General features: G+C 71.7%; 20 protein-coding genes. 7 read left to right on the top strand and 13 right to left on the bottom strand.

All coding sequences use genetic code 11. The annotated features are described in order from the left end of the window. The 4 genes from VG276_21600 to VG276_21585 all read right to left on the bottom strand — a co-directional run. On the bottom strand, window positions 1-276 hold a 276-nt coding region (locus VG276_21600; protein HEV8651917.1), incomplete at its 3' end, for a hypothetical protein. Next, window positions 273-638, bottom strand: a complete 366-nt coding sequence (locus tag VG276_21595) for a metalloregulator ArsR/SmtB family transcription factor (protein ID HEV8651916.1) — start codon at window positions 636-638, stop codon at window positions 273-275. The genes VG276_21600 and VG276_21595, both read right to left, overlap by 4 nt. Continuing rightward, a complete protein-coding gene (locus VG276_21590; protein HEV8651915.1) occupies window positions 635-787 on the bottom strand; it encodes a hypothetical protein in 153 nt (50 codons plus the stop codon). The genes VG276_21595 and VG276_21590 overlap by 4 nt, the downstream gene beginning before the upstream one ends. 116 nt (window positions 788-903) lie before the next feature. Further along, window positions 904-2,694 carry an ATP-binding protein gene (locus VG276_21585; GenBank protein ID HEV8651914.1) on the bottom strand — a complete coding sequence of 597 codons (1,791 nt, stop codon included), beginning with the start codon at window positions 2,692-2,694 and terminating at the stop codon, window positions 904-906. A gap of 160 nt (window positions 2,695-2,854) precedes the next feature. On the opposite strand from VG276_21585, the gene VG276_21580 reads away from it, so the two are divergent. The 3 genes from VG276_21580 (at window position 2,855) to VG276_21570 (ending at window position 3,951) form a co-directional block, all read left to right on the top strand. Further along, complete coding sequence (locus VG276_21580; GenBank protein HEV8651913.1) at window positions 2,855-3,310, top strand: alpha/beta hydrolase; 456 nt, start codon at window positions 2,855-2,857, stop codon at window positions 3,308-3,310. Between the two features lie 153 nt (window positions 3,311-3,463). Then, entirely contained in the window at window positions 3,464-3,586 is a 123-nt protein-coding gene (locus tag VG276_21575; GenBank protein HEV8651912.1) for a hypothetical protein, read from the top strand. Continuing rightward, complete coding sequence (locus tag VG276_21570; protein ID HEV8651911.1) at window positions 3,586-3,951, top strand: hypothetical protein; 366 nt, start codon at window positions 3,586-3,588, stop codon at window positions 3,949-3,951. Before VG276_21575 ends, VG276_21570 begins: the two co-directional genes overlap by 1 nt. A gap of 28 nt (window positions 3,952-3,979) precedes the next feature. On the opposite strand, the gene VG276_21565 is transcribed toward VG276_21570, so the two are convergent. From VG276_21565 to VG276_21555, 3 genes are all read right to left on the bottom strand, one after another. Next, window positions 3,980-5,224 (bottom strand): FAD-dependent monooxygenase, encoded by a 1,245-nt coding sequence (locus tag VG276_21565; protein HEV8651910.1) that lies wholly within the window; start codon window positions 5,222-5,224, stop codon window positions 3,980-3,982. Beyond that, window positions 5,221-5,847, bottom strand: a complete 627-nt coding sequence (locus VG276_21560) for a PadR family transcriptional regulator (protein HEV8651909.1) — start codon at window positions 5,845-5,847, stop codon at window positions 5,221-5,223. The genes VG276_21565 and VG276_21560 overlap by 4 nt, the downstream gene beginning before the upstream one ends. A 230-nt stretch (window positions 5,848-6,077) precedes the next feature. After that, complete coding sequence (locus VG276_21555) at window positions 6,078-6,335, bottom strand: MmcQ/YjbR family DNA-binding protein (protein HEV8651908.1); 258 nt, start codon at window positions 6,333-6,335, stop codon at window positions 6,078-6,080. Between the two features lie 351 nt (window positions 6,336-6,686). Here VG276_21555 and VG276_21550 point away from each other — a divergent pair, with 351 nt between their 5' ends. Beyond that, window positions 6,687-7,445: an ABC transporter ATP-binding protein gene (locus tag VG276_21550; protein ID HEV8651907.1), complete on the top strand. Its 759-nt coding sequence runs from the start codon at window positions 6,687-6,689 to the stop codon at window positions 7,443-7,445. 6 nt (window positions 7,446-7,451) lie between these two features. Further along, on the top strand, window positions 7,452-9,995 hold the full coding sequence (locus VG276_21545; GenBank protein ID HEV8651906.1) for an FtsX-like permease family protein: 2,544 nt from the start codon (window positions 7,452-7,454) through the stop codon (window positions 9,993-9,995). A gap of 31 nt (window positions 9,996-10,026) precedes the next feature. Here the strand turns inward: VG276_21545 and VG276_21540 are convergent, their stop codons facing one another. The 4 genes from VG276_21540 to VG276_21525 all read right to left on the bottom strand — a co-directional run bounded on the left by VG276_21540 (window position 10,027) and on the right by VG276_21525 (window position 13,474). Then, window positions 10,027-10,557, bottom strand: a complete 531-nt coding sequence (locus VG276_21540) for a tetratricopeptide repeat protein (GenBank protein ID HEV8651905.1) — start codon at window positions 10,555-10,557, stop codon at window positions 10,027-10,029. 364 nt (window positions 10,558-10,921) lie between these two features. Continuing rightward, window positions 10,922-11,692 (bottom strand): ABC-2 family transporter protein, encoded by a 771-nt coding sequence (locus VG276_21535; GenBank protein ID HEV8651904.1) that lies wholly within the window; start codon window positions 11,690-11,692, stop codon window positions 10,922-10,924. A gap of 5 nt (window positions 11,693-11,697) precedes the next feature. Next, complete coding sequence (locus tag VG276_21530) at window positions 11,698-12,504, bottom strand: ABC-2 family transporter protein (GenBank protein ID HEV8651903.1); 807 nt, start codon at window positions 12,502-12,504, stop codon at window positions 11,698-11,700. Between the two features lie 34 nt (window positions 12,505-12,538). After that, window positions 12,539-13,474 carry an ATP-binding cassette domain-containing protein gene (locus VG276_21525; GenBank protein ID HEV8651902.1) on the bottom strand — a complete coding sequence of 312 codons (936 nt, stop codon included), beginning with the start codon at window positions 13,472-13,474 and terminating at the stop codon, window positions 12,539-12,541. A 499-nt stretch (window positions 13,475-13,973) separates the two neighbouring features. On the opposite strand from VG276_21525, the gene VG276_21520 reads away from it, so the two are divergent. After that, on the top strand, window positions 13,974-15,278 hold the full coding sequence (locus VG276_21520; GenBank protein HEV8651901.1) for a hypothetical protein: 1,305 nt from the start codon (window positions 13,974-13,976) through the stop codon (window positions 15,276-15,278). Window positions 15,279-15,467: 189 nt separating this feature from the next. On the opposite strand, the gene VG276_21515 is transcribed toward VG276_21520, so the two are convergent. Continuing rightward, a complete protein-coding gene (locus VG276_21515; GenBank protein ID HEV8651900.1) occupies window positions 15,468-16,295 on the bottom strand; it encodes a hypothetical protein in 828 nt (275 codons plus the stop codon). After that, window positions 16,292-16,651 (bottom strand): helix-turn-helix transcriptional regulator, encoded by a 360-nt coding sequence (locus VG276_21510; protein ID HEV8651899.1) that lies wholly within the window; start codon window positions 16,649-16,651, stop codon window positions 16,292-16,294. The genes VG276_21515 and VG276_21510 overlap by 4 nt, the downstream gene beginning before the upstream one ends. On the opposite strand from VG276_21510, the gene VG276_21505 reads away from it, so the two are divergent. Beyond that, window positions 16,650-16,925, top strand: coding sequence for a hypothetical protein (locus VG276_21505; protein ID HEV8651898.1), 276 nt, complete (start codon window positions 16,650-16,652; stop codon window positions 16,923-16,925). The two genes, VG276_21510 and VG276_21505, sit on opposite strands and share 2 nt — an antisense overlap. Window positions 16,926-16,952 lie beyond the last annotated feature (27 nt).

The following is a 16,952-nucleotide window of genomic DNA, read 5'->3' as shown; positions in this document are numbered from 1 at the left end:
CGGGCCGGGCAGGGTGTCGCGCTCGTCGACGGTGTAGAGCTCGGCGCCGATGCCGGGCTCCTCGGCGCCGGGGCCACAGCAGCCGGCGGGCTGGCCGCTGCCGCAGCCGCAGCCGGCGGTGCTGGCGGTGCTGGCGGTGCTCGCGGTGCCGGCGGTGCCGGCGGTGCCGGCGGTGCCGACGGTGCCGGTGGTGACCCGGGTGGCCATCTCGGCGTAGCGGGCACGGACCTGCTCGCGAAGCTCGGCCTGGTCGTTGGGGTGCTCGGTGGTGCTCATGGCGTGGCTCCTTGGAGGTCGGAGACGGCGGCCAGGCGAGCCATGGCCTGACGGTTGAGGGAGTAGTAGGCCCAGGTGCCGCGCTGCTCGCGGTCCAGCAGCCCGGCGGTGATGAGTTTCTTGAGGTGGTGGCTGACGGTCGGCTGGCTGATCCCAAGCGGGCCGGTGAGCTCGCAGACGCAGACCGGGTCGGGGCTGGTGGCGAGCAGGTTGACGATCCGGACCCGGTGAGGGTCGGCAAGTGCGCGGAACAGCCCGGCGATCGCCGCGGCCTCTTCGTCCGACAGTGTTGGGGCACCGAGCGGTGTGCAGCACGCACCCGTGTCGACGGGGGTCGGGCCGGTGGCGGCGGGGGTCGTCACAGCCCGACCCGGTGGGCGGTGGTCTGCGCGCGGGCGTGGTCGATGGTGGCCTGGGAGCGGCAGCGGGCGTCGCACACCTCGGCGCAGCGATCGCAGAACGTGGCGGCGCCCAGGGTTGCGGCGCGGAAGCGGCGAAGCAGGGTTTGCATCAGGTGGCTCCTTTGATCGACACTCGTCGATGCGAATAGTGGCCCATGCATCGACGGTTGTCAATGCGAGGACGCAGCGGGCGCGGGACCAGCCGAGCTCGTGGTGCGCCGAGCCGTCACGTTGGGGAGCGGGTGTCGTTCCTGTTCAGGGGCAGCCGCTCCGGGGACCGGTCGGGGAGCAGTACCCGGAAGGAGGCGCCGCCGCCGGGACGGTCCTGCACCCAGGCGCGCCCTCCGTGCAGCTCGGCGAAGCGGATCACCAGCGACAGGCCGATCCCCACTCCCGGGGCGTGGGCGGCCGCGCTTGGCCCCTGCTGGAACGCCTCGAAGATCGACTCCCGGCGTTCTGCGGGCAGCCCGGGACCCGCGTCCTCCACCGCGATCTGCACCCCGGCCGCCCAGGGGTCGACCCGGATCCACACCGGCGTCCCGGCTGGGGTGTGCCTGGCCGCGTTGATGAGCAGGTTCTCAACGATCCGCTCGACCTTGGGGCCGTCCACGTCGGCTACCACCGGCGCGGCGACCACGGTCACCGGGCGGTCGGCCAGAGCCTCCATCTCCGCCTTGACCCTGCGGACGAGGGCGCCCACGTCCGTGGGCCGGCGCTGCGGCTCCAGGATGCCCCGGCTCAGGCGGTCCAGGTCGAGCAGGTCGGTCAGCAGCCGCTCCAGCTTGCGGGCGTTGGCGCCGAGCCGCCCGAGCAACTCGGCGCGGTCCTCGGGTGACAGGCGCTCCACCCGCCGCTGCAAGGTGAGCGCCGACCCGAGGATCACCGTGAGCGGGGTGCGCAGGTCGTGTGAGACGGCGCGCAGGAACGTGGTCTTCATCTCGTCGAGGGCCCGCAGCCGCTGGGCGGCCTCCTGCTCGCGCGCGACCGCCTCGGCCAGGGCGGTCCGGTCGCGGTCGGACCGGGTGTCGGTGCGGATGAGCCGGAAGGCGAGCACCGTGGCCGCCCCGATCACGGCGAAGAACCCCCAGAACCGGTTCGGCTGGGGCGCCAGCCAGGGACTGATCGCGGCGAGGACACCGAAGGCGACCGTGACCGCCAGCCCGATCGACTCGAACCGCGGGCGCCGGGCCCGCAGGATGCCGCCCGCGGCCAGCAGGGCCGCGCACAGGATGCTGCCGGCGTTCAGGTCGGCGGCGTCGCGCAACAAGCCCCAGCCCCCCGCCAGCCCGATCACCTCAAGGGTCAGGCCCCCGAAGGCCCCGAGCGACACCACGATCGCCTGCCCGGGATCGGCGAAGGGGGGGCGGGGCCACAGCGCCACCGTGCCGGCCGCGACGCAGAGGGCCACGATCCCGGCCACCAGGATCCACTCGGCCACACTGAGCGGAGCCAGCGCGGACCGCTGGGGCAGGATCAGCGCCAGCAGAGGCACGGTCAGGCCCAGGACGAGGAGGAGGGCGTCCGCCATCCACTCGTCCGCCGGGCGGCCCCGCACGCCGGCCGGGACAGACCACAGGCCGATCCCGGCCGCAACGGCCATGAGGACGCCTCGGATCACGAGCGCGAGCTCGGACTGGACCCGGATGGGGCCGCCGGTATCTCCGGCCAGCGTCGGATGGGTACCGATGTCCGCAGCCAGGATCAGCACCGCGGTCAGGAACAGGGCGGCGAGGCTCTTGGGTACCCAGGGAGGCTGGGCCGGGTCGGGCGCCACGCTCCACCAGGCCACGAAGCCGCCCGCCCCGATCAGCAGCGCGCTCGCCACGTGCAGGGGCTGCACCGCCGTCGGCGCCAGCACGCCCACCAGGGCCAGGCCGGACCCCACCGCCAGCAGCACGACCACTGTCGCTCTGGGCTGGCCGGTCGCGGCGTGGGCCCCGCGGGCCGGGAGCAGCCTGGCGGCCAGCGGCCCCCAGCGGTCCGGCCGCGCCACGGGCCGGTATCCGGGCTGCGCCATGCCGTCCTCCGTGGACGAGGAAGGATCGACCTGAAACAAGCCATGAGAGCACCATGGGTTGCAAGTCGGGTACGGGGGTATCGGGACTTTCCCGTGATCCTCAGCAGCGTTCCCATTACAGTGGCATGCGGCCCTCGGCTGACCAGCTCCAGGCTGGGCGGTGGGCAACAGGAGCGGAGGCTGCCATGGTCAACTATCCTCGCAAGCGTCTCATGCTCGTCGCTGCGGTGGCGGCGCTGACCATCGGGTCCTTGGCCGTGCCTGCGGCTTCGGCTCCGGCGAGAGGCTCCGGCCAGGAGGCCAGCTCCCCTTCTTCGATCCGGCGACGCGGTATGAGGGGGCGCAGACGGTCGCCGGGCTGCTGCCGAACTCCCGGCTGCTGTCGTATGCCGGCTGGGGCCATACCGTCTACTGGGGCGTGTCGAGCTGCGTGGACGCCGCGGTGAACGCCTACCTCATCGACGGTGTGCTGCCGGCCCAGGGCACGGTCTGCCAACCCGAGATCGACCCGTTCGCGCCGGTCGAGCCCGAACCGCTCGCCGTCGGCGCCGAGCTGCGGCGGACCGGCCGGTCGGCGATGCTGCCCGAGGCCACCAAACGCGCACTCCGGGGGTGACGCGGGCGGAGGCGACCGACAGGCCGGTCGGGCGCGCGGCAAAGGAACCCGCGGCTTTCGAGACGTGCTGACCACCGATGAGTTTGTCGCCTGGTGGTCGTCATAGCGTTGACGAACGGTGACGGGCGGGGTGAGGTGGCAACGGAAGGCGGCATGGTGCGCAGGGTCGACGCGGGGCCGGACCGGGCCGAGGATGGCGCGGTCGGGAAGGTGGTGGAGATCACCACCTTCCCCGCCGACCTGTTCCCGGCGTTCGGCCTACTCCCGACGCTGTGATGGACCGCGACTCCGGCCCCGACCGGCTCTCCTTCTTCGGCACCGCGCTCCCGCCGTGGTTCCAGCTTCGAGTGGTCACTGTCCCATCCGGCCACCAGCGGGCCTACGACCAGACCGAATGGCGGGACGCGCTCGTCATCGTCGAACGCGGGGAGATCGACCTGGAGTGTCTCGGCGGCAGCCGTGAGCGGTTCGGACGCGGCGAGGTACTGTGGCTGACCGGGTTGCCGCTGCGCGCCCTCCACAACCCTGGGCGGGAGCCCGCCCTGCTGGTCGCCGTCTCACGGCGGCGTCCAGAGCCCAGCGCTGAGGTGCCGCGGCCCTGGCCGCCCTCCCCCTGGGTCTTCCTGCTGGCATTGCCGTGATGGCCCTGCTCGTGCTCGGCGTCGCGATCTACCGGGGCGAGCTGGCGGACCGCCTTCCGGCCGTGGCGCCTTGTGCAGCCATTGGGGCATCCCAGTCGATGTGGTAGTCGTAGAGCTGCTTTGCCTGTGCGCTGTTGGCGGTCATCTTGAGGATCAACGGCAGCATCATGTCTCGGAACACGCGAGTGACGGGGCCCGCGGCCTTGTTGTTGTTGATCCGGGCGGCCTGCTTGATGATGCGCTCCACGCGGGGCCGGCGCAGCTGCTCGAAGGTGGCGAAGGCCGCCTTGGGGCTGGGCAGGTCACGCAGACATGTACCGAGCACGACGGCATCCTCGATGGACAGCGAAGCGCCCTGCCCGGAGGATGGCGACGGGGCGTGGGCGGCGTCCCCGATCACGATCATGCGGTCGTTGTGCCAGGTGGGCAGGTGGGGAATGGCGTGGATGGGGCTGGCGGCCAGGTCGTGATCGGTGGCCTGGATGAGCCGGGTGGCGCCGCCGGCGTCGCCGGCGTACAGCTCGAGGAGCCGGCGCTTCCACTGCTCGGTGCTGATGGTCGCGAGCTCGCCGCGGGCGGGTTCGTCGCGGCGGGGCACGTTGGCGAACCACCAGACCTCGCCGCCCAAGGCGACGGCGTAGCCGAAGAACGCCCGCTTGCCGAAGATCATGTGGTAGGTGCCCGGCTCGGCGTCGACGCGGACACCACGGGCGTAGCCGCCGAGATTGATCAGGCCGGCGTAGGTGGGTGCCGGCGCGGCCGGGTCGATGAGGCGCCGCACGGTGGAGTGCACACCGTCGCAGCCGATCAGCACATTGCCGGTGGCCGTGCTGCCGTCGGCGAACACCGCACGCACCCCATCGGCGGCGGTCTCGGCATCGACCAGCCGTTTGCCGTGCTCGATGCGGATGCTGCGGCGCATGGCCTCCTCGCGCACCGCCCGGTACAGGTCGGCGCGCTTGAGGGAGTGGGTGGTGGTGCCGTCGTCGAGTGTGAGACCGGTGCGGGCCGCGCCGAGGCGCTTGCCGGTGCCGCTGTACAGCTCGATCGCCGGGGTGGCAAAGCCGGCGGCCAGCGCTGGTGTGTGCGCGCCCAGGGTGCGCAGTGCGTCGAGCCCGTTGGTGGCCAGGGTGAGGAACGCACCGATGTCCTCGGCTGAGGTGGCGTGCGCCTCGTAGACGGCCGCGTCGATGCCGGCCTTCTGCAGGGCCATGGCGGCGACCGGGCCGGCGATGCCGCCGCCGATGACCAGGGCGGTGCGTGGGTGGGTCATGACTGCTGCCTTTCGTCGGTGGTGGCGGGCTCGCCGTGGAACTCGGCCCACAGCCGGCCCCAGCCGGTCTCCGGGTGGGTGATTTGTTCGATGAACCGCTCGACGAACCTGGTCTCGGCGTCCAGCAGAGCGAGCCGGTATTCCTCCTCGACCAGGAACAGCGGGTGCACGCCCCCGGCGAGCGTGCTGCCGATCAGGTCGCGGATCTCGGCGCGCTGCTCGGCGAGCCGGCGCAGCCGCCTGCCCAGCAGCTCGACGACCTCGCTTGGTGGGAGCGCCCCGATCAGCGAAAGCGCGGCCACGAAGTGCGGGTACTCGTGCTGCGGCACCTCGGCCAGCTCGCGCAGCCAGTCGCGCAGCTCGTGCCGGCCGGCGTCGGTGAGCGCGTACACGGTGCGTTCCGGGCGCCGGCCGTCGCGGGTGGTTTCCTGCGCGACGATGAAGCCGGCCTTGGCCAGCTGCTGGACGACCATGTACAGCGAGCCGTGGTTGAACTTGATGCTGCGTGCGTCGTCGTGGTCGCGCAGGGTCCGACCCAGCTCGTAGGGGTGCATGGGCTCCCGGGTCAGGTAGGACAGCACGGCCAGCGCCAGCAGGTTGCCGACCTTGCGCCGCTTCGCCATCTGCTCCTCCGTCTCCACCGTCTCTACCGCTGTAGTCACTGTAAAGTATTCATGATCGTCTAGTCAGTGTCAACTACTGTGCCGCGACCGCAGACCGCCGAGCTGCTGATCGAGATCGACCGCTACACCAGCTTCAGCGACCACCACCCGGCGACTGCTCGCCTCGGTGCCGCCTCCCGTCCCGTTCGCGGCAACACCGTAGCGACCGGCCGGCCGCGCGACCTGGGTCGTCAGCGGCGGGCGTCGAGCTCGCGCACGAGCGTCTTCGGCGCGATCGTCCGGTAGCTCTCGTCGACCCAGTCGAGCAGGACCTCCACCGGCGGGCACTCCGCGGCGGCTACCTTGACGGTGACCCAGTTCGCCCGTCCGAGCCCGTACCCGGCCGGCTCGCAGCACCCGAGCGCCAGCGCCTGCTCGGCGGACTCCGGCAGCTTCAGCGTGATCCGGTACCCGTCACCGGGCTTGGCCTGTCCCAGGAAGGCGAACACCTTTCTTGCCCACCTTGGCGGTACGGTCGTCCTCCCAGGGGAAGTCCTCCCACGCACCGGGCAGCCCGAGCGCGAACTCCCGCAGCTCCGCCGCGGTCCTCGCCAGGTCAGTGGCACGCTCGTCACTCACCCGAGCAGTGTGCCATCCGAACGGGGCAGCGCGTCAGGCGGTTGCCGCCTCCTCGGGTTGAATGCGAAGCTTGGCGTCTCGCGGACCCCGGCCATCGGATCCGACACCGGCTTGCATTCGGCGTAGCCGGTGCGTCTGCGGGTTGGCCTCCGGCCGTCCGCAACCAACCAGCAACGCGGACAACGAGCGGGCATGGAGCGGGCAGAGAAGGGATTGCGTGAATGGGCGGCGACATCGACCTGGGCGCCGGGCAGGAGCCGCTGGCCGCGCGGGCGGTCGGGATCAGCAAGGTCTACGGGGAGGGTGACACCGCGGTGCTCGCCCTCGACGACGTCTCGGTCGCCTTCCCGAGCGGGCGGTACACCGCGATCATGGGCCCGAGCGGCTCCGGCAAGTTGACCCTGATGCACTGCCTCGCTGGCCTGGACCGGGTCACGAGCGGGCAAGTGTGGATCGGCGACACCGAGCTGAGCCAGCTCTCCGAACGGCACCTCACCGTGCTGCGGCGCGAGCAGGTCGGCTTCATCTTCCAGGCTTACAACCTGCTGCCGACGCTGACCGCGGCGGAGAACATCGAGCTGCCTCTGGCGATCGCGGGCCGCAAGCCAGACCGGGCCTGGTTCGACCGGGTGGTCGACGCGGTCGGGCTGCGCCCGCGCCTTGGCCACCGCCCAGCGGAGCTGTCCGGCGGGCAGCAGCAGCGCGTCGCCGGCGCCCGCGCGCTCGTGTCCAAGCCGGCGATCATCTTCGCCGACGAGCCCACCGGCAACCTCGACTCCAAGTCCAGCGCGGAGCTGCTCGGCTTCATGCGCCGCTCGGTCGACGAGTTCGGCCAGACGATCGTGATGGTCACCCACGACCCGACCGCGGCGGCCCACGCCGACCACGTGCTGTTCCTCGCCGACGGGCGCATCGTCGACGAGATGGCCGACCCGACCGCCGAGAAGGTGCTCGACCTCCTGAAGCAGCTGGGGGGCTGACCGGCCGTGTGGAAGGCGACCCTCAAGGGCCTCGCAGCCCACAAGCTGCGGCTGGCGCTGACCGCGCTGGCGATCGTGCTTGGCGTCAGCTTCGTCGCCGGCACCTACGTGCTCACCGACACCATCAACAGGACCTTCAACGACCTGTTCACGCAGGTCACCAAGGGCGTCGACGTCGCGGTTCGCACCAAGGCGACCTTCTCCGCCCAGGGCAACGAGCAGCGGGCGCCGATGCCGGCCCTGCTGCTCGACCGGGTGAAGGCCGTGCCGGGCGTCAAGGCGGCCGAGGGCAGCGTCAGCGGCTATGCCCAGTTCATCGGCAAGAACGGCAAGCCGGTCACCACCGGCGGCGCGCCCACTCTGGGCGTCTCGCTCAGCACGACCCCGGAGCTGCAGGCGGCCACCACCGTGCGGGCCGGGCGCCTTCCAAGCGGCCCGGGCGAGGTCGCGGTTGACGCGCACACCGCCAGCAAGCAAGGCTTCCACGTCGGCGACCGGGTCAAGCTGCTGTTCCAGGGGCCGCCCGGGGAGTACACCGTGAGCGGCATCCTCGGCTTCGGGCAGGCCGACAACCTTGCCGGTGCGACCCTGGCCGGCTTCGACCTTGCCACCGCGCAGCAGGTGCTGCACCGTGAGGGCGTCTACGACGAGATCGACGTGGTCGCCGCCCCCGGCGTGTCCGACACGCAGCTGCGTGACCGCGTCAAGGCCGCGCTCGACCCAACGTATGAGGTGCTCACCGGCGAGCAGTTCGCCCAGGACACTGCCAAGGCGGTCGGCCAGTTCACCAAGTTCATCAACTATGCGCTGCTGGCCTTCGCCTTCGTGGCCCTGTTCGTCGGCTCGTTCATCATCGTCAACACGTTCTCGATCATCCTCGCCCAGCGCACCCGGGAACTCGCCCTGCTGCGCTGCCTGGGGGCATCGCGCCGGCAGGTGCTCGTCTCGGTGCTCACCGAGGCGTTCATCACCGGCGTGCTCGCCTCGGTCGTCGGCCTCGGCTTGGGCGTGCTCGTCGCCGCCGGGCTGAAGCAGGTGTTCAAGGCGATCGGCGCCGATCTGCCCTCGACTACCCTGGAGATCCTGCCGCGCACGATCGTCGTGGCGCTGCTGGTCGGCGTGGTGGTGACGCTGGTCGCCTCGCTGGTGCCGGCGCTGAAGGCCACGCGCGTCCCGCCGGTGGCGGCGTTGCAGGAGGAGGCGGCCGCCGCCCCGGCCCACACGAGCCGGCGGCGCACCGTGCTCGGAACGCTGGTCACCGCGGTCGGCGTGGCGCTGCTGCTGGCCGGGCTGTTCGCCAAGCAGGGCAACCGACTGGCGAGCGTGGCCAGCGGCGCGGTCGTCGTCTTCCTCGGGGTCGGCATCCTGAGCCCGCTGGTCGCCCGGCCGCTGGCACGGGTGCTGGGCTGGCCGTTCGCGCACTGGACCGGCGAGCCGGGCAAGCTGGCGCGTGAGAACGCGATGCGCAGCCCGCGCCGCACCGCCTCGACCGCCGCGGCGCTGATGATCGGGCTCGCCCTGGTCAGCTTCGTGACCATCTTCGCGGCGTCGCTCAAGGCGTCGGTCACCAAGATCCTTGACCAGGCGGTCGCGGCCGACTACATCCTCAGCGGCCCGAGCAACAGCGGCCAGGGGTTCAGCACCGAGGTGGTCACGCGCCTGGCGCAGCAGCCGGAGGTCGACTCGGCCGCCGGTGTCCGTTTTGGCGTATTCAAGCTCGACGGCAAGACCGAGCAGCTCTTCGGCGTCGACCCGGTCGCCTACGACAAGACCGTCCGCACCGACACGACCGCCGGGAGCCTTGCCGACCTGGCCGGCGGCGGCGTCGCGGTCCGCAAGGACGTCGCCAGGCAGCACGGCTGGAAGGTGGGCGACTCCATCGCGATGGAGTTCCCCGTTGGCGGCACCCGGCAGGAGCCGATCAAGGCGATCTACGAGGACAACCAGCTCAACGGCGCCTATCTGCTGGCGATGCCGGACTTTGAGCGGCACTACGCCGACCAGCTCGACGCGCTCGCGTTGGTCAAGGCAGGGTCGGGCGTCTCGCCGGACGCGTCGCGCGCCGCCGTCGACCGGGTGGTCACAGACTTCCCCAACGTCCAGGTCAAGGACCAGGCAGAGTACAAGCAGGAGCAGGCGAGCCAGATCAACCGGGTGCTGCTGCTGTTCTACGTGCTGCTGGCGCTGGCGGTGGTCATCGCCTTCATCGGCATCATCAACACGCTGGCGTTGTCGGTGCTGGAGCGGGTCCGCGAGCTCGGCCTGCTCCGCGCGGTCGGCATGACCAGGGGGCAGCTGCGGCAGATGATCCGCTGGGAGGCGGTGATCATCGCCGTGCTCGGCGCGGTCCTCGGCCTGGTCGTCGGCACGTTCTTCGGCTGGATGCTGGTGCGCTCCCTGCGCGGCCAGGGCGTCACCGAGTTCGCCCTGCCGGTCGGCACGCTGCTCGCGTTCGTCGCCGCCGCCGCCATCGCGGGTGTGCTCGCGGCGGTCTTCCCCGGCCGCCGTGCGGCCAGGATCGACATGCTGCGCGCGATCACCACCGAGTAGCCCAGGCTGCGTAATGCCCCTGGCCGAACCTCTACGCGGGGGCGTCGGAGAGGGCCTTGGCGTAGTTTGCCAGCGAGCGGTTGTACCTCGGCAGGTGGCGCGCCAGCGTGGCGAGCGCGAGTCCCGCCGCTTCCCTCTCCCGCCCAGTGTCGACGAGAGCCAGAGACAGAAACGCAGCGACCGCGTCATCGAGGTCGTCGGAACTGGCTTCCCGTTCGGCAGCAAGGAGCACGACGCTGTCCTCAGCTTGGCCCAGGTTGCGGAGTGTACTGGCCAACTGGATCACGGCACGACGGCGCCGCTGGCCGGTCAGACCAGCGGCGAGGGCCTGCCGATAGAGCTGAGCGGCCTGTTCCGCATGGCCGGTGGAGTCATTTGCCGACGCGAGCTCGAACAGCGCGATCGCATTGCCCGACGGAAGTTCGGCGGCCAGTGCCTCGACCCTCGCGAGGAAGTCGGTGGGGTCGAGGTCGTCGATGGCGGCCCACAGATCCGCGATCCGCTGTTCCCAAGCCGGCGCGGGCGTCTGCTGCTGGTAGTGGGTGCCGCCGTCGTCTGCCATGTCGTCTGCCATGTCGTCTGCCAAGGTGATCCCTCCTCGGTGTCGGGCGACGCGTTCGGCCGCCGACTAGGGCTACTCGGTGGCCTTCGCGCGCACGTAGCGGTCGAGCATCGACGGGTCAAACAAGAGCCCGCTCCCGCTACGCGCGCGCTCGACCGCTCCAGCGCGAAGCGTCATGCCGTGGGTCTTCGGCGAACAGGACTCCCGGGACAGGCCGGAGCAGGCAGGCGCGGGAATGCGCCATCCATCCGGCCAGGCGTCGACACGCTGGTGTGGCGTGCGACCCCGCCCGTCGACGGGCCGACCGACGACGGCTTCTCCCCGGCAGCCCACCGGCCGGTAGCCGGCCGCGATCGGGTGGCGTTCAGGCTCGGGTCCACAGCGCGCCCGACCGGTAGCGCCGCAGACCGGCCCGGAACACGACGCCAGCCAGCAGCATCGACCCGACGGCGACGCCGAGCATGGCGGCCAGGGTCGCCCAGCGGAAGTGGTCCACCAGGTGGACGGGAACCCCGGTGAGGAAGGCGGCGGGGATCACCGTGAACATCATCAGCTTCGTCAGGCCGCCGAACACGTCCAGCGGGTAGGACGCCAGGATGAGCAGCGCCTGGAAGCCCAGGTCCGCCTGCTCGCCGCGACCCCCGGCCACCATGGTCACCGACCCGAGCATGACGACGAACGACACGAACACCGCCGAGCCGGTGAGCGCGCCGAGCACGTACAGTACCGTCCGCTGCGGCGTCGGGTGCGCGGCGACGGCGAACAGCACCGGCCCGAAGGCCAGGTCGCCGAGCAGCGCGGTGTCCACGCGGCGGACCAGCAGGTAGGCGAGCGGGTCGACCGGGAGGGTGAGCACCGCGTCGAGCTGGCCGTCGGCCACCAGCTGCCCCAGCTTCCGCGCGTTGGACAGCAGGCCCATCGAGATGCCCGTGACCGTGGCGAGGATGGCGAACATCAGCATGACCTGGTCGCTGCGCCAGCCGCGGACCTGGCCGATCTTGTGGAAGAACAGCCCCCAGAACGCCACCCAGGCCGCGTCATTGAGGATCATCGCCGACGCCTGCACCCAGAACGAGCGGCGGTTGCTCCACGCCTCCACGACGGCGGTCCGCATCGTCCCCAGCAGTGTCCGCATGCCGGTCACCCGCCCGCCACCTCCAAGTGGCGCTCGCCCGCCGCGAACACCACGGCCGCGGCGCCTGCCAGCACCACCAGCCACGCCGCCTGGGCGGCCAGCAGCCACGGCTGCGGCGGCGAGCCTGCCGTCAACCGGGCCGGGGCGTACGCCATGGTCCAAAACGGCAGGACCCACGCCACGCGCTCCAGCCAGGCCGGGAAGAGCTGCAGCGGCAGCAGCATCCCGCCCAGCAGGAAGACGAGCTTCTGGTACAGGAACCAGGTCGCCTTCGCGTCGGACAGCCAGAACGCGGCGCCGGCGAACGCGTGCTGGGCGGCGAGGTTCGCCGCGACCGCGAGCACAGCGGACGGCAGCGCGAGCAGCGCACCGGCGCGCGCTGGCGGCGCACCGCCGACCGCCCACGTGAACGCCGTGCCGATGGCCAGCGCCATGGCCAGCCGGACCGCGGCCTCGCCGAGCTCGCTCGCCAGCCGCAGCCACAGTACGGACACGGGCCGGAGCATCTCGGTGGCGACCGCGCCGGTGCCGATGTCGACGCCGATGTCCTCGATCAGCCGGGGCTTGGTCGCCACGACCGCCGCCTCCGCCACGGTCACATACCACAGCAGCGCGGCGGCGGAGTAGCCGGCGACGAGCCCGCCGGTCGCCGCCGCGGCAGCCGACCACAGGGCGGCGAACACCACGAGGATCACCGCGTAGAACAGCAGGCGGACGGCGAGCTCACCCGGCCGGCGCAGCACGCGCCCCGCCGCCGCGGCGAAGGCTGCGGCGTAGGGACCGGCCATGTGCCCGCCGGCGGCTGTGCTCACCGGGACACCCCTGAAGGTCCCCGGACCCCTCCGGTCACGGCTGTGCCCCGTAGATCCGGGCGATCACGTCCTCGAGCGGTGGGTCAACCACGGAGATGTCCGCCACCCGCTCGGTGTCGAGCAGGGTGTCCAGCACGTCGCGGATCGACCGCCGCCGGGTGTCGACGACCAGCTTGTACTCGGTGCCGGACTCCCGCAGCACGCGCAGGCCGTCGAAGTCGAGGGAGCCGCCCGCCGGGGGCTCCTCGAAGCGGACCTCGATCAGCTTGGTCGACAGCACCGACCGGCGCATTGCAGCGACGCGGTCGTCGTAGATGATCGTGCCGCCGTTGACCACGATGACCCTCCTGGCAACCTGCTCGACGTCGGGGACGTCGTGCGAGGTGAGAAAGATCGTCGTCTGCTGCTCGCGGTTCAGCCGCACCACCAGCTCGCGGAACCGCTGCTTCGCGACCAGGTCCATGCCGATGGTCGGCTCGTCGAGGAACAGCACCTGCGGCGCGTGCAGCACGGCGGCCACAAGTTCGCAGCGCATGCGCTGACCCAACGAGAGGCTGCGGACCGGCACGTCGAACAGGTCCCCGGAGTCCAGCAGCGCGCCGAGCTCCTCGACACGGGCCGCGGTCGTCCGCCGGTCGAGGCCGTAGATCCTTCCGAGCAGCGCGAACGACTGCCGCGGCGGCAGCTCGAACCAGAGCTGAGCGCGCTGGCCGAACAGCACGCCGATCTTGCGGGCAAGCTCGCGGCGCTGCGTCCACGGCGTCAGGCCGAGGACGCGGGCCGATCCCCTCGTCGGGTGCAGGATGCCGGTGAGCATCTTGATCGACGTCGACTTGCCTGCCCCGTTCGGCCCGATGTACGCCAGCCGCTCGCCTGGCTCCACCGCGAACGTGATGCCGCGGACGGCCTCCACCGGCCGCCGCCGCGGGCCGCCACCCCTGAAGACCTTTCCCAGGCCGTCCACTTCCACCGCCGGCACGTGTACCTCACTGGTCCGCTTCCCGAGCGCTCCGCCGCCGTCGGCGGCTCCCGGTCAGGGTCCGCGCCGCCCGCCGGCCGTACCAGGCATGCTGCCGTCCTGGACCCGCCGCGTCGACTCCTTTAGCGACGCGGCCAGCTCCGGCGCCGCCCGCACAGCTCCCGTTCATCGCGGGCCGCCGCGTCGCTGCTTGCGCCCCAGACCCGCTCAACTGGCAGGCTGACCGGGAAGTCATCCGCGCCAAGCTCACCGCGCTGTGCCCTCCTCCTACTCCGCGGGACGACCAGGGCGGGTCGGCGTGCCCCAGAACCAGTGCCGGGCCTCAGGTCACCAGGATGCTGACCGGGTACAGCTTATGGATGCGTCGGGGTTGTTCGCGCTGTCCGGTTCACTGCTCGACGGCGTGCGGGACCCGAGGAGCCCGGCCGTTGTTGGCCGAGTTGGGCGTTGTCGTGGTGCGACCCTCCACCAGGACGGGTAGATTCCGAGGATGGCACCAGATGGTTCGGCCTCGGCGACCAGCCGAACGGGGGCTGTCGGCTTCGCCTGCGCGATCGGTGGCCTGGCCGGCGCTGCACTCACCGGTCACCGGGGCGCGAGGGCTGCTGGGATCGGGGCGATGGCCGGCGCCGTCGGTCTGGGGGCTTCGGAGGCGGTGGCCCGGGCACGGCAGCGTCCAGGCGAGATCCCGGCGCTGTGGCACCGCATCGCGACCAGCTCCGCGCTGGCTGCTCCGCTGGGGTGGGCGGCCGAGCGCCTCACCGGCGCTGGACCCGTCACGGTGGGAACGGCGGCCGGGGCGGTCGCCGGCGCGCTCGGGATCCGTCCGCAGAAGGTGGCGCTGGGGCCGCTGGTGGGCGCCGCGGTGGGCCGGGCGTTGGCTGCGCGAGCGCGTCGGGTGCCAGGATCGGCAGTGGCCAGCAGCACGGTGCTCGCCTACCGGGCGGTGTCGGCGCTGCTGTTTCGGGACGCGCAGGTGCGCCTGCTGGCCGAGCGGGTCCGAGCAGCAGACCTCCCCTTCGTCGTGCCGCTGGAAGCCCGGACCCGCTACGTCGGGACCGGCTACGTCCGCGAGCTGGCCGAGGTGCTCGGGGGCACCTACCTCGCCGACGCACCCGACGTCGGCATTGTCGCCTCGCTCGATGAGCTGGCCGGGCCGCGGTTCGCTCCAGCGGACGTCGATCCGAGGGTCCGGGAGTTCTACGAGCACACCACGCGGTTCACCCTCGACATCGTCCCGCAGTGGCGGCGGTGGGTGCGTCCGGGCTACCTGCTGTACCGGACGCTGGTGGCACGCCCGCTCGGGCAGGCCAGCGTGCCGATGAACCAGCGGGAAGCGTTGCGGGGGATCCGCAGCCGCATCGACACCATCATCCCGTCCCAGGATGACGTCGTGGCCGTCCGCGGCTGGATCCGGTCGTTCGCCGACAACGACGAGCCGATCTACGTCGGCATCTACACCACCTACCGCCATGCCGGACGCGGGTACGTCAGCGTCGGCTTCCCGCTCCCCCAGGCCAGCTTCACGGCCACGCTGGTGCCGCACGCTCGCCCCGGTGGTGGCCTGGTGCTCACCAGCCGCAGCGACCTCGACCAGCCTGGCCACTACCTGACCTACATCGACCCGGCCACCAGGCAGCTGACTGCTCTGGCGGTGCACGGCTTCGCCGAGCAGCTCGACGTCTACGTCCAGGACGACGAGCTGCGGGCCGAGCACGCCTTCTGGGTCTTCGGGCTCCCCTTCCTGGTGCTCCACTACCGCCTGCACCGCAAACCGGCCCGCACCCCACCGTGACCGCGACGATCACTGGTGGACGCGGGGCTCGACGACCTCACGGCGCTCGGGACCGGTTCTCTTGCTGAGGCTGATGGATCGTGGGCCGGGCGGTTCCAAATCGTCCTGGCCCGCCTGCGGGCATGCTTTGCCGAGCTGGGGTGGCCTGCCTGCTTCGTGACGAGGTTGCGCAGGAGTGCGACCGGACTGTCATGCGATGCGCCTGAGGCGCTGGCCGATGACGGCGAGGAGCGCGATCAGCGCGGCGCCGACCATCACCAGGACGACCGCGACTGGGTCGGCACCAGCTCGGGCCATGCCGATGCCGACCAGCGTGGCGGCCATGACCGTGGCGGCGGTGAGCAGCCAGCGGCGCGCGCCGTTGGCGGGGGCGGCGAGGCTGCGCGCGTCGGCGGCGTCCAGGACGGCTATGCTGATCACCAGCAGCGTCACCAGCGGCACCGCGACGAACGGGGTGCTGCCGACTGTGGCGAGGCTGATCGTCAGGGGGAGTACGCCGATGGCGATCAGCACGTCACCAGTGGCACGTGCCCAACGGCGCGCCACGATGCCGGCAGCGATCAGCACGGCGCCGATGACCATGACCAGCGCCCCGGTATACCAAAGCTTTGGCCACAGGGGATCGGTCGAGGTGTCGAGCCCCATGATGCCGAACGCGGCGACCGCCTGGAGCGGGATCAGGAGCGCGGCGAGGATGAGCCACCAGTTGCGGACGAGGGCGCGGGTGCCGGTTGAGGTCATGCGCCATCCTTGCTGTGGATGTGGTCTGCCGCGTGCTGCGGCGAGCTGGCCGTGTCGCCAGTGGGGGTCGGCGGGGATGCCGGCGGCGGTGCGCCGCAGGATCGACAGCGTGACCGCAAGGACTGGCGCGCCGACCTGGTGAGCGTGGGCGCGCTGCTCCCACAGGTCCGAGACGAGCTCGGCCTGCCGGCGTTCGGCGATCGCGGGGGGAAGGTGGCGGGTGTAGACGCGTACCCACCAGGTGACCAGGGTGGTGGCGTGGTCGGTGGTGGTCATGCCGGCCCGGCTGCTGGTCGTGGTCGAGGCGTGGTGGGGTGCTGTGCCTGGTGGGCGGCGAATGCCTGCGCACCGGCGCCGGTGACCTCGTACAGCCGCCGTCTGGGCCGGCTGGCGGTGGCGGCGAGGTTGGGATCTTCCCAGGTGCTGGTGAGCAGGCCGGCGTCTTCCATGCGCGCCAGTGCCTTGTAGAGGGTGCCGTGGGCGGTCAGGGCGGTGCGGGCGTCACCACGGTCGGCGATGGCCTTGGCGAGCTGGAATCCGTGGAAGCTGGGGGTGCCGTCGCGGCGCAGCGCGAGGCCGGCGTCGAGGATGTCGACTTCGAGCAGGAGGAGGGTTCCTGGTTTGCGCCGCATGCCCCACACGATAGGAAGATATCTTCCTATCGTCAGGAGCGCGGTCGGCGCACAGCTGCTGATCGTCGGTCGCGGCCACCTCGAGCAGGTCCTTCGGGTCTACGTCCAGCACTGGTCGCGGACCAAGCAGCTGGTCGAGCCGACCGCCGCCCTGCCCCTGGCCGCCTGCGCACCGGCGCGGTTCGCGGCGACCGCGTCGGCGTGGTCCTGTCCGGCGGCAAACCTCGACGCCGCCGCCCTCGCCGCTTGCCTGGCCCCTCCCGGACAGCGGTAATCTTGTAACCATGCAGCGGGCGGGGAG

It is taken from the genome of Actinomycetes bacterium (assembly GCA_036000965.1).
GTDB lineage: Bacteria > Actinomycetota > CALGFH01 > CALGFH01 > CALGFH01 > DASYUT01.
This window is presented reverse-complemented; position numbering and strand designations above follow the sequence as displayed.